We start from the raw sequence: 9,569 nt of genomic DNA on the forward strand, positions 1-9,569 counted from the left end.
GAAGACAAAATCAGAGAACTAAATCCGGTTCATTGTTTCCGGCACTCGTGCGCCATCAATATGCTCAACTCGGGCTACAGCCTGACCGATATCAAAAACCATCTTGGCCATGAAAATCTTCAATCCACCATGGTCTACCTCAAACTGGACCTGACCAGAAAAAAAGAGTTGCAAAAAAAGTTCATTGAATACACCCAAAATCAGATTAAAGACGAAAAGCTTGATGAACTGATCAACTGGGAAAACGAGCAGGAAACTCTAAACTGGCTGGACAGCCTGTAAGGCTTAAGTACAGGCTCTGCCAAGCTTAAGTAGAGTTCATGCTGGCGATAAAAATTATGTTGCCTCCTAAAAAAAATTATGCTGCCTGTTCTTGTATCCAGCTGTTATCATTGAGGATACAAGACCAAGCCAAAAATCAAAGCATTTACATGTCTGTCAAGGGATTATACAAACTCGCAACATAAGGGACAGGTTCTTTAAGTTGCAGTGGGAAGCCTTCGGCCCTGATTCAACGAGGAAGTAACCATGTGGAGTGTAATCAAAATGGGAAAATTCTTAGGCGCAGATGTGGCAGAGTCAGAGCGTATCTTTTGGGAAGAATCAAAAGCACGTGAGTACGCTGCCCTGATAATCAGGCAGTCCGGTGTGTACGGAGTTATGATTGAGTTCTATGAACATAATTAGCTTAGGGAGGTAAGATTATGGTCTTACAGGATGCTCATGGAGTCTCAAGGATAGGCTCTAAGCTCAGATATGAAATTCGCAGAAATAAACAGTCCTTCCACGAGCGTAAGCATTATTTTTGGAAGCGCCAGGCGTATGCCTTATGGTGCGCTGTTGTAACACTGATTGGCTTTGTAATCCTCTGGTAATAGCCGGAGTAAAAAGAAGGGACATACGAGTGCCCTTCTTTTTAGCACAGCATACCCTTAGAAGGCAATTATTTAAACCTTGTCTCCAATTCTTGGATAACGCTTCAATAAGGCTTGCTTTCACCAAGTATACCCGCTAAAGAACTTAAAAAATACAAGGATGATAGTATGCCCGACCTTAAGGTTACCATTGGCTTTTCTCCGCAGAATATTGCTCCAACCAAGCAGACAGAAGCTATCCAGCAAAATTTGATAGAAATGAGCAGGTTCAAGGATTATATCTACGATCTGCATTTTCCTCATTACAACCCCCAGATCTGTGCCAGTGGCAGGCCTGTTAATTCCGAAGTATCTTTAGAGCAGGCAAAAAGCCTGACTATGGATATGATATCTTGGAATCACGAACATACAAAATTCAAGCTTACTCTGCTATTAAACTACCTCCTGCACGACAATTACAAAGTGGTGGTCGACAGTGTAGCCACCGAGTTTTATCCTAGAGGAATAAAAAGTGTTGTAGTAGCAGATATTGAACTTATAAAAAGACTTAAGGACAGGTTACCTGATCTAGATATCCAGGGTTCATGTCTTTCGCACAGGATGACTGTTGAGGAACTGGAACAGGAGCGCAAAGAAGGAGTGACTCTGCATAACCCATCAGTAAATATAATTCGTGACCCGGAACAGCTTAAGAAAAACGCTCTTGCTGGTTATCAATCAAAGGTTATAGCTTTTGAGGGTTGCCTAAACAAATGTCCTGATGAAAATTCCAGGTATGGTCACAGATGGTACTTGGCCCGAAGCCTCACTCAGGACAGTTCATTCTGTACAAAAACCAGGATCGCCTCTGATCCTAGGTACTTTTTTAAGGCAAATTGGGTAACAGTGAATAGATTCAAGGCTTTAAATGATTACATCGCTGTGGTAAAACTTCCTAGATGCAGAAGTAGCATATCGTTTGCCTTAGGTACTTTTATTGACGCTTACCACAATGGAACGACTTATAACGTGGTCGATTTTATCGGAGCCGGATACCAGATGTATCTTGCTCGAGACATTGGCAAGATTCCATCATATCTATTTGATGATGATTTTTTCAACACATTGCAAGGTTGCAAGATGGACTGCAAGGAACGCCAATGTAGATATTGTTTCTCCAAAATGGAACAGATAATGCGCACAAGCTACAAACAGAAAAGATTGTCTCGCCGATCAAGAAACAAAAGGCCACTGAGTACATGGCATGTAGACAAGACTCATCGCTCAGAAAAATCAATTTTATAAGGGAAAGTAATGAGGATATATACTTCTAATGGTCAAGTGACAAACTATGATAATGGTGACCTGAATTTCAACCGAGAACGGTTGTTAATCACACTCAAAGGCCATGACTGGTTAGCTGGATGGCATTGGGATCACTTGGCCTGCATTCTTCAAAACACTGTAAGTCTTATAGAGTCAGAGCATAAAAATACATGTAAGTTAAGCTTAATCTTCTCAAGTGGGCAGAGTGAAATATTATCTTTCCAGAATTTTCAGGCTGCTGAGTTGAAAATGGCTAACAGCTTAGTTGTGATTAGAGGCAGCAAAGAAACTGCAATTGTTAACCCTGATTTTCTCAATTGGTACAAACTTGAGGCGATATAATGAAATATAAATGCATGAAGATAGTTAGCTCGTTGTCCGAAGAGCACTTATTTGATTCTGTTCAAGATTTAAGAATCAATACAGAAAGTGGGATAATCGAAGTTATTATGGCTGATAGTCGATTTATTATGTTATTTGACAGACTCAAGTATTTCGAAGTCTTTTTTGAGTCTCCCCAGTCAGCGGACGTGAAATATTCAAGGGGTTTAATCTCTTTGTCAAGCGGTTTACCTGCAACAGCTATTGAACAAGTGATCAACTTTGACTGGAAAGCGGAACAAGGGCTTTTTATGGTCTTTGCTAAGAACTCCACCATAGGAATACACTTGGATCATCTCGTTTCATTTAAGCTCGAAAATCATTAAGCGGGAACAGAATCAGAATAACGTATTTGATGGCGGAGCCATTTGTTGGTCAAATCTCATTCATCAAAATCCCATTCACTTCCTTGTCCTCAATCCCCAGGTAACGCATGGTAACGGCAGGACTACTATGGCTGAACCTTTTGCACAGGACCTCAAAGCCTACCCCGTACTTGATCCTCTGAATATATCCGAATGTTTTTCTAAGGCTATGTGTTCCGTAGTTCCCTCTCAGATTAATAGCCTTGCACCAGGATTTCACAAGTCTATTGGCTGCACTCACGGTTAAAGGCCCGCTCCCTTTCTTACTCTTGAACAGATAGTCTTCCGGGTCAGGTTGGGCAGATTCCAGATACCTCTCCAGGGCTTTATGCACAGACTTGTTTATGAGCAGCACGTTCTCTTTCCCGGTCTTCTGCTCCCTGATCCTCAAGGTATCTCCAGACCTAAGACCCTGGACCTGTTTTACTTTCAGTTTCAGGATATCTCCGATACGCAGCCCATTATTGATACCTATGATAAACAGCAGAAGGTCTCTGGGCTTATCCTGAAGCAGCTGCTTAATGGCCTTGATATCTTCCAGGTTTCTTATGGGCTCAACTTTTATGGAGCTGCCCTTTTGGGGGTGGTTGTTCATGGGCTTATGGATATCAACTATAACGAATCAAAATCAACAATAATTTGCATTTACCTGCCAGAGTGAAGGTGGTTGGGTTTGGGACTATAGATAAGATTTTGATTTTATTTGATATTTTTTAGCTGAAATTCCCAATACCAACTTTATACAAAAAGTTGATATTCAGACGAAATGTGTTGCAAGGGCAGCCAGAAATGATTAGAGATTTATGTAAATCAAATGCTATACTGGATCATCCCAGTACAACCCGACGAAGTAGGCTGCAGGCAAGGGGCTAGAGAGCCAAATGATGGCTTATTGGGCCAAGAGCCCATTTTAACACCTGGGATTTGCCCCAGCGTATAATAATTATAATCTACCATCCGCTTTTAGCCCCTTGCCTATGGCCTTCTTCAGAACTTTAACTTAGCAATAGAATAGTATGGACAGTGAAAAATTCGGCTTAGAAGTCCAGACAACTTACCATGCTCGGAAGCGTATGGCTGAACGTAGAATTAGCGAGGAATTACTCAAAGACATTATTGAAACAGGACAGACCCGCTATAAAGATGAGACACATCTATGGATTTCCAAGCACGTTGAAGGACGCAATGACAACCTTATCTGTGCAGCTGTAGTTCTTGAAAGTAAACTTGTGGTCAAAACAATTATGCATCATTTTCAGTGGGAGTAGAGCGATGAAAGTAACTTATGAAGAAAACGATGACATTCTGGTTATTCGTCTATCAAACAAGCCTATTGTAAAAGAAATTTCTCAGGACTGGGATACGCATCTCAGCTACGCAGAAGATGGTTCTGTTGTTGAAGTAGTAGTACTTGATGCTTCCAAAAAGGGCGCTTGGCCTCTCGAACTGAGCAGGGCTGCATAACAGTTCACTTATCAGATCTACTCCAAGGCCACCCGTACCAACAGGCTGGCCTCCATACACATCGCTAAATCACGCCGCATGTACCAGCGGTACCGTATTCACAGCCTCAACCAGGGTCTGCTCGGAAAGATGAGCATATCTCATAGTGGTTTTTATCTGGCTATGCCCGAGTATGGCTCCCACCTCGTATATTGAACGTCCGGCGTTAATCAGAAAGCTAGCGAAGCTATGCCGAAGGGTATGAAGCCTTACGTCTTCAAGCCCAGCCCGATTTCTTGCCTTGAACCAGCTTGTGTATATTGTTGATGTACTACACTTATGTTTTGCAAAGTGATGTAGATAATAACTTTTACGTAGGATACACTAAAGACCTCAAGCTAAGATTTGCCCGGTTAAATCCGCGAAGCGGGCTGCAAAGCAGCAGCATTTAACCGGGTAAAAGCATCATAGCAAGGGACTTGTAGAATCCACCAAAAACCGACGTCCCATCCGTTTAATTTACTACGAGGCTTGTCTAAGTCAGGCAGACGCAACCCACCGCGAAAAATACCTCAAATCCTACCTTGGAAGACAATTTCTCCACACCAGGACTGACCGTTTCAGGTATCGTTGTCGTTATTTTACTGACTCCGGGGTGATCGGCGGGAAAGACTTTGTTCAGGAGGTGTTCGACCAGGTCAAGCACTTGCTTGGCTCCAAGGATACCAGGAAATTCACTCCCGTAGGCGGGGTGGAGGGGGTTTATTCCATGAAGAGACTGGGTGCGGGCTGAAAAAGCAGACTTGAACCCCTTGCCCCTCGGTGAACGGCTTGGCCGGGTGAAGCAGTAAATCACCTGGTGGGCTTTTTATGCACCAACACAAAGAGGCCTTACAGCCACTTCAATTTCCGACCATGTACTTTCCCTGGCTACTTTCAGATCATAAGCCTGCTGAAGGTTCATCCAGAACTCTGCCGAGGTTCCAAAGTACCTGCTCAGGCGCAGGGCCGTGTCAGGGGTTATTCTTCTTCTCTCATTTAAGATTTCTGTAATTATGTTGGTGGGAACACTGAGACTCTTGGCAAAAGCACTGGCTGAAATATTCAAGCCGTCAAGTTCTTCTCGCAGTATTTCTCCGGGGTGTACCGGAGGCATTTTGTTAGCCATTTTAAGCCTCCTTAATGATAGTCTTCTATCCCTACTTCCTGGGGGTTATCCTGATACCATTTAAAAGTAACCCGCCATTGCATATTTACACTGATACTGTACTCACCTTTCCTGCTTCCCTTCAAAGCTTCAAAGCGGTTTGAGGGTAATTCCTTCAAGTCATTCAGACAGGAAGCGCTGTCCAGGATCTGCAGCCTGCGGATCGCCTGCCTTTGAAACCCGCTGAACTCTCTTACGAACGTTCCTGAGTAGAGTTTTTCTGTATTTTTATCTTTGAATGACTTGATCATTTCCTGCTATATAAATTCTGTTAGCCGTTACGTCAAACATAAAACAGAAAGAAAAGTCAGATTCTTTAAGTTATGCTTAGCAGACTTGGCGGGGTTCATCTAAAGATATCCTGACCTTACTCCCTGTAGCCTCTGCGTATCTGTGCAGGCTCCTTAACCCATGTTTCCGCAAATTTGCCAAAATCAGCTTAAAATCAATGAATTTTACGTTTTTTCATCTGCTAACATACTGAAATCATTGGATTTATATTTTAAAATGGCCAATGTAGTGCCCATATTTTAAAATTAGTGCTTGCAATCGGATTGTTTTTGGGTATCCTTGGCCCTCATGTTTATCCGAGCTAAAGAAAAAAAGAACAAGACTTCTGGAAAATCCTATTATACCTATGAATTGGTTGAATCCAGGCGCACAGACAAAGGACCCAGGCAGGTTACACTCCTAAACCTCAATCCCTTTGATCTTGAAAGGAAGTACTGGAAATTATTAGCAAAAAGAATAAAGCAAATTCTGTGTGGCCAGCAGCGCCTTGTACCCTTGGAAGATCGGCTTGAAGCTCTGGCTCGTCACTATGCCATGTTGCTCGTCAAACAGCAAAAGTCCCATCAGATCAACACCAATACACCTGATTACCTAAGTGTTGACGTCCATGGCCTGGATTCCGGCGAATCAAGGTCTATAGGGCAAGAGTACGTTGGGATGCAGACCATGAAAGAACTGGGCTTCTTTGATATATTCAAACAGCTTGAATTCAATCAGATATCTGTGGACCTGGCCTCTTTGCTTATTGTCGGACGCCTTATCCATCCCAGCAGTGAGAGGGAGCTCAAGCGCTACATCCAACAGACAAGCGGATTCAATGATCTGGTCAAAACAGATATCTCCAGACTGCCCAACAATGCCTTGTATGAAACATCAGATCTGCTTTTTGAGCATAAAGAAGAGATAGAGCAGTTTTTAAGACAGCATGCCAAAGCAAGGTTCAGGCTTGGTGAATCCATCATTCTTTATGACCTGACCAACACATACTTTGAGGGTGATGCCACTTATTGCGATAAGGCCAGGCATGGTCACTCCAAGGAAAAACGTAACGACCGGCCTCTGGTCACCTTGGGGGTGGTCCTGGATGAACAGGGTTTTCTCAAAGCCAGCCAGGTATTTGAGGGTAACGTTACCGAATCCAAAACCCTGATGGACATGGTCAGCAAAGTGCATGCCCGGGCCAAAGATCAGCAGCCCACTCTGCTTGTCCAAAAGCCCACCGTAGTTATTGATGCCGGCATCTCCACTGAGGAGAATCTGAGCGCCCTCAAAGACAATGGGTTTGAATATATTGTCGTGTCCCGTTCAAAGCCTAAAGATGTTCCTGAAGATCTACAGCTTGTGGAGATCAAGGATGGAATAAAAGTCAAGAGCTTTGAACAGGATGGAGAAATGATTCTGCATTGTCAAAGCGACGGCAAGGCCGTCAAAGAAAACGCCATAGTCACCAGGGCCAGGGAAAGAGTGGAAAAGGAACTCGCCTATTTGCAACAAGGCCTGACTATAAAACGGCGCCTCAAAAACTATGATAAAATCCAGCAGCGCATCGGCCGGATCAGGCAAAAAAACAGTCGTGTTTCCGCCGGCTTTGAGATAAATGTGGTGCGCAAAGGCAATAATGCCGTGGACATCACCTGGAACTTCGACCACCAAAAGCTCAGCAAAGCCTATGATGGAAGTTATTTTCTGCGGACCAGCCGTACTGATCTGAGCGACTCGCAAATATGGTCTCTCTACGTCATGCTGACTACTGTAGAAGACGCTTTCCGCTGTTTAAAGGATGAACTTGGTCTGCGTCCAAATTACCATAGAAAGCCTGAGCGCATTGAAGGCCATATCTTTATTACTGTCCTGGCCTATCATTTATTGCAGTATATTCGATATAAGTTGACCAAGGCTGGTCTTTCCCATCGTTGGAAAACCATCTGCTCCTGGCTGGAAACTCATAGGATCCAGACTACAAGTCTACCCAGAGAGCAAGGGGGAGTTATCCATATCCGTCATTGTACAACTGCGACAATAGAACAGCAGCAGGTGTACTCCGCCCTGGAAATAAATAACATGCCGGTCAAGCCGAGGAAGACAGTGATCCAACAAAAGTAGTGCCCAGAAAAACAGTTGAAATTAGCCTAAAGCCCCGAAATTACACACAAAAACGTCAAACGCCGCGGAAAGTTGGGTTAAGCTGGACATACAAGCCTGGCCACTACCGACTGTGTGGTTCCCATCTTCTCAGCAATCTGCTGCTAGGTCAGCCCTGCTCTTATCCTGGCTTTTATCAATTCCTCAGCGAACTGAAACTCATCTTCCATATCCGTGTAGGCTTTGGCATACTCGGGGTCACTATTCATCATTTCTTTGTGTTTTTGATCTAAAGCTTTAGCCATTCGCTTCCCTTCCCAGCTCTGAAAAGTTACTAATCTTCACTGTTCCTTCCGGAAAGCTGGCTTTAACTTCAAGCTCTCCTCCCATTGCTTCTATGTGGCTGCGCAGAGTGGAAATGTACATATCTGTACGTTTTTCCAGCTTGGCTATGGCCGGTTGCTGGACATGGAGTACTTCCGCCAGCATCTGCTGGGATAACCCCCGGGCTTTTCTAAGCTCATTTAGGGGCATTTCCTCAAGCATGGACAGGGCTTTCTGTTCAGCCTTATCTCTTGCTTCCTGGGACATATTCGCTCTAAGCCTGGAAAATTTATTAGCCATCCCTGATTTCCTCCAAATGTTCGTCATATAAACGGTCCGCTAATGGGATATTAACTTCATACCACCTGTCATCCCCGGTCTTGTCTCCTCCGATCAGGAGTATAGCTGTTCTTCTGGGGTCAAATGCGTATAGTGTTCTCAGTGGTCTGCCCTGATGCTGGGTTCTTAATTCCCTCATATGGTTATGCCTGGAGTTACTTATTTTGCTGCTATGAGGATAACCAAGAGTTGGACCGCACTTTTCAAGCAGCCTGACTGACGCATCAACTGAAATCTGCTCTTCTTCAGATAATTTATCCCACCAGGCTCCGAACTCGTCTGTGTACTCAACTTCCCATACCATGAATTGTATATAACTCTTGGCTTACATTCCGTCAATGGAATAATATATGCCTGATTAATAAACTAAAAAAGCTATTTCCAATTTAACCCCTCTCTCGTCCATTTTTAGCGCTTTTACCCTCCTTCCCATACCTGTGGTCGTTTTTTGTCCTGCAAGCCCAAAATATGGACGTACACGGCCTGTTTTTCAAAAACTGCCCTGTCTCTCGTTATAAGATCTAAAGGAAAACTTATAACCAGAAAGGAGCAGTGTTATGCCCAAAGTATTTTTGAAACAGAGTTTTGTAGACAACCCGCCGATACCCGCCGACGAACCCAAAGTACAGTATTTTGATGCGAAGGTAGCCGGGTTTATCCTGGAAGTATCCAAGACAGGCCGGGCTACCTATTACCTGCGCTACAGGGATAAGTCCAGCAGGATAAGACAATTCAGAATCGGACCTGCTGATTCCATGACCGTGGAGCAGGCCCGGGAAAGAGCCAAGGGAATGAAAAAAGAAAGTGGGGACATTATGTTGCCAGTTTAGTTATGTTGCCAGTACCCCGCAATATCCAGCCCCACCCCGCCTGTTTTTTCTTTACGTTTTGAGTTTTAACGTACCCCGCATACCCCGCCCTTTTCAAGCAGGCATCAGAACATTATAATCAGTCCCG

Annotated in this window: 18 protein-coding genes and 1 pseudogene; 12 read left to right on the top strand and 7 right to left on the bottom strand. The window is 43.9% G+C overall.

Annotated features, from left to right (window positions below; translation table 11 throughout):
- From LZ23_RS10295 to LZ23_RS10310, 6 genes are all read left to right on the top strand, one after another.
- Positions 1-282, top strand: a 282-nt coding sequence (locus LZ23_RS10295) for a tyrosine-type recombinase/integrase (RefSeq protein ID WP_045213910.1), incomplete at its 5' end; no start/stop codon positions are given.
- Between the two features lie 246 nt (positions 283-528).
- Positions 529-687 (top strand): hypothetical protein, encoded by a 159-nt coding sequence (locus LZ23_RS24040; RefSeq protein WP_157493187.1) that lies wholly within the window; start codon positions 529-531, stop codon positions 685-687.
- 17 nt (positions 688-704) lie between these two features.
- Positions 705-875 carry a hypothetical protein gene (locus tag LZ23_RS24045; RefSeq protein WP_157493188.1) on the top strand — a complete coding sequence of 57 codons (171 nt, stop codon included), beginning with the start codon at positions 705-707 and terminating at the stop codon, positions 873-875.
- A 168-nt stretch (positions 876-1,043) separates the two neighbouring features.
- Positions 1,044-2,159 (top strand): hypothetical protein, encoded by a 1,116-nt coding sequence (locus tag LZ23_RS10300; protein ID WP_045213912.1) that lies wholly within the window; start codon positions 1,044-1,046, stop codon positions 2,157-2,159.
- 9 nt (positions 2,160-2,168) lie between these two features.
- Complete coding sequence (locus tag LZ23_RS10305) at positions 2,169-2,522, top strand: hypothetical protein (RefSeq protein WP_045213913.1); 354 nt, start codon at positions 2,169-2,171, stop codon at positions 2,520-2,522.
- Positions 2,522-2,887 carry a hypothetical protein gene (locus tag LZ23_RS10310; protein ID WP_045213914.1) on the top strand — a complete coding sequence of 122 codons (366 nt, stop codon included), beginning with the start codon at positions 2,522-2,524 and terminating at the stop codon, positions 2,885-2,887. Before LZ23_RS10305 ends, LZ23_RS10310 begins: the two co-directional genes overlap by 1 nt.
- Positions 2,888-2,936: 49 nt before the next feature.
- Here the strand turns inward: LZ23_RS10310 and LZ23_RS10315 are convergent, their stop codons facing one another.
- Complete coding sequence (locus tag LZ23_RS10315) at positions 2,937-3,521, bottom strand: site-specific integrase (RefSeq protein ID WP_045213915.1); 585 nt, start codon at positions 3,519-3,521, stop codon at positions 2,937-2,939.
- Positions 3,522-3,942: 421 nt separating this feature from the next.
- On the opposite strand from LZ23_RS10315, the gene LZ23_RS10320 reads away from it, so the two are divergent.
- Positions 3,943-4,194, top strand: a complete 252-nt coding sequence (locus LZ23_RS10320; RefSeq protein WP_084591006.1) for a DUF4258 domain-containing protein — start codon at positions 3,943-3,945, stop codon at positions 4,192-4,194.
- A 4-nt stretch (positions 4,195-4,198) separates the two neighbouring features.
- Positions 4,199-4,390 carry a DUF2283 domain-containing protein gene (locus LZ23_RS10325; protein ID WP_045213917.1) on the top strand — a complete coding sequence of 64 codons (192 nt, stop codon included), beginning with the start codon at positions 4,199-4,201 and terminating at the stop codon, positions 4,388-4,390.
- A gap of 69 nt (positions 4,391-4,459) precedes the next feature.
- On the opposite strand, the gene LZ23_RS23470 is transcribed toward LZ23_RS10325, so the two are convergent.
- Positions 4,460-4,750 carry a tyrosine-type recombinase/integrase gene (locus tag LZ23_RS23470; RefSeq protein WP_084591007.1) on the bottom strand — a complete coding sequence of 97 codons (291 nt, stop codon included), beginning with the start codon at positions 4,748-4,750 and terminating at the stop codon, positions 4,460-4,462.
- Here LZ23_RS23470 and LZ23_RS25520 point away from each other — a divergent pair.
- Both LZ23_RS25520 and LZ23_RS25005 read left to right on the top strand, forming a co-directional pair.
- Positions 4,696-4,821, top strand: a complete 126-nt coding sequence (locus LZ23_RS25520; RefSeq protein WP_353740102.1) for a GIY-YIG nuclease family protein — start codon at positions 4,696-4,698, stop codon at positions 4,819-4,821. The genes LZ23_RS23470 and LZ23_RS25520 overlap by 55 nt on opposite strands.
- 152 nt (positions 4,822-4,973) lie before the next feature.
- A pseudogene (locus LZ23_RS25005) lies at positions 4,974-5,162 on the top strand (hypothetical protein); the annotation flags it as partial.
- Between the two features lie 75 nt (positions 5,163-5,237).
- Here the strand turns inward: LZ23_RS25005 and LZ23_RS10330 are convergent.
- Together LZ23_RS10330 and LZ23_RS10335 are read right to left on the bottom strand one after the other, a co-directional pair.
- Complete coding sequence (locus tag LZ23_RS10330; RefSeq protein WP_045213918.1) at positions 5,238-5,537, bottom strand: HigA family addiction module antitoxin; 300 nt, start codon at positions 5,535-5,537, stop codon at positions 5,238-5,240.
- A gap of 11 nt (positions 5,538-5,548) precedes the next feature.
- Positions 5,549-5,827 carry a type II toxin-antitoxin system RelE/ParE family toxin gene (locus tag LZ23_RS10335; RefSeq protein WP_045213920.1) on the bottom strand — a complete coding sequence of 93 codons (279 nt, stop codon included), beginning with the start codon at positions 5,825-5,827 and terminating at the stop codon, positions 5,549-5,551.
- A 328-nt stretch (positions 5,828-6,155) separates the two neighbouring features.
- Here LZ23_RS10335 and LZ23_RS10340 point away from each other — a divergent pair, with 328 nt between their 5' ends.
- Positions 6,156-7,970: an IS1634 family transposase gene (locus LZ23_RS10340; RefSeq protein ID WP_045213922.1), complete on the top strand. Its 1,815-nt coding sequence runs from the start codon at positions 6,156-6,158 to the stop codon at positions 7,968-7,970.
- A 143-nt stretch (positions 7,971-8,113) separates the two neighbouring features.
- On the opposite strand, the gene LZ23_RS24050 is transcribed toward LZ23_RS10340, so the two are convergent.
- Genes LZ23_RS24050 through LZ23_RS10355 form a run of 3 tightly spaced genes read right to left on the bottom strand, consistent with a single transcriptional unit; the run spans position 8,114 to position 8,916 of the window.
- Positions 8,114-8,254 carry a hypothetical protein gene (locus LZ23_RS24050; protein ID WP_045213930.1) on the bottom strand — a complete coding sequence of 47 codons (141 nt, stop codon included), beginning with the start codon at positions 8,252-8,254 and terminating at the stop codon, positions 8,114-8,116.
- The gene (locus LZ23_RS10350) at positions 8,247-8,573 is read right to left on the bottom strand and encodes an XRE family transcriptional regulator (RefSeq protein ID WP_045213924.1); all 327 of its coding nucleotides are present in this window, start codon (positions 8,571-8,573) and stop codon (positions 8,247-8,249) included. Before LZ23_RS10350 ends, LZ23_RS24050 begins: the two co-directional genes overlap by 8 nt.
- A complete protein-coding gene (locus tag LZ23_RS10355) occupies positions 8,566-8,916 on the bottom strand; it encodes a type II toxin-antitoxin system RelE/ParE family toxin (protein WP_045213925.1) in 351 nt (116 codons plus the stop codon). Before LZ23_RS10355 ends, LZ23_RS10350 begins: the two co-directional genes overlap by 8 nt.
- A 253-nt stretch (positions 8,917-9,169) precedes the next feature.
- Here LZ23_RS10355 and LZ23_RS10360 point away from each other — a divergent pair, with 253 nt between their 5' ends.
- Positions 9,170-9,442, top strand: coding sequence for an Arm DNA-binding domain-containing protein (locus LZ23_RS10360; RefSeq protein ID WP_045213927.1), 273 nt, complete (start codon positions 9,170-9,172; stop codon positions 9,440-9,442).
- The last annotated feature ends 127 nt before the right edge of the window (positions 9,443-9,569 follow it).

The organism is Desulfonatronovibrio magnus, assembly GCF_000934755.1.
In the GTDB taxonomy this organism is placed as follows: domain Bacteria; phylum Desulfobacterota; class Desulfovibrionia; order Desulfovibrionales; family Desulfonatronovibrionaceae; genus Desulfonatronovibrio; species Desulfonatronovibrio magnus.

Bases quoted from the DNA above. Each gene is read 5' to 3' on its own strand.
- LZ23_RS24040 (WP_157493187.1), top strand. From the start codon at position 529: ATGTGGAGTGTAATCAAAATGGGAAAATTCTTAGGCGCAGATGTGGCA.
- LZ23_RS24045 (WP_157493188.1), top strand. From the start codon at position 705: ATGGTCTTACAGGATGCTCATGGAGTCTCAAGGATAGGCTCTAAGCTC.
- LZ23_RS10300 (WP_045213912.1), top strand. From the start codon at position 1,044: ATGCCCGACCTTAAGGTTACCATTGGCTTTTCTCCGCAGAATATTGCT.
- LZ23_RS10305 (WP_045213913.1), top strand. From the start codon at position 2,169: ATGAGGATATATACTTCTAATGGTCAAGTGACAAACTATGATAATGGT.
- LZ23_RS10310 (WP_045213914.1), top strand. From the start codon at position 2,522: ATGAAATATAAATGCATGAAGATAGTTAGCTCGTTGTCCGAAGAGCAC.
- LZ23_RS10315 (WP_045213915.1), bottom strand. From the start codon at position 3,521: ATGAACAACCACCCCCAAAAGGGCAGCTCCATAAAAGTTGAGCCCATA.
- LZ23_RS10320 (WP_084591006.1), top strand. From the start codon at position 3,943: ATGGACAGTGAAAAATTCGGCTTAGAAGTCCAGACAACTTACCATGCT.
- LZ23_RS10325 (WP_045213917.1), top strand. From the start codon at position 4,199: ATGAAAGTAACTTATGAAGAAAACGATGACATTCTGGTTATTCGTCTA.
- LZ23_RS25520 (WP_353740102.1), top strand. From the start codon at position 4,696: ATGTACTACACTTATGTTTTGCAAAGTGATGTAGATAATAACTTTTAC.
- LZ23_RS10330 (WP_045213918.1), bottom strand. From the start codon at position 5,537: ATGGCTAACAAAATGCCTCCGGTACACCCCGGAGAAATACTGCGAGAA.
- LZ23_RS10335 (WP_045213920.1), bottom strand. From the start codon at position 5,827: ATGATCAAGTCATTCAAAGATAAAAATACAGAAAAACTCTACTCAGGA.
- LZ23_RS10340 (WP_045213922.1), top strand. From the start codon at position 6,156: ATGTTTATCCGAGCTAAAGAAAAAAAGAACAAGACTTCTGGAAAATCC.
- LZ23_RS24050 (WP_045213930.1), bottom strand. From the start codon at position 8,254: ATGGCTAAAGCTTTAGATCAAAAACACAAAGAAATGATGAATAGTGAC.
- LZ23_RS10350 (WP_045213924.1), bottom strand. From the start codon at position 8,573: ATGGCTAATAAATTTTCCAGGCTTAGAGCGAATATGTCCCAGGAAGCA.
- LZ23_RS10355 (WP_045213925.1), bottom strand. From the start codon at position 8,916: ATGGTATGGGAAGTTGAGTACACAGACGAGTTCGGAGCCTGGTGGGAT.
- LZ23_RS10360 (WP_045213927.1), top strand. From the start codon at position 9,170: ATGCCCAAAGTATTTTTGAAACAGAGTTTTGTAGACAACCCGCCGATA.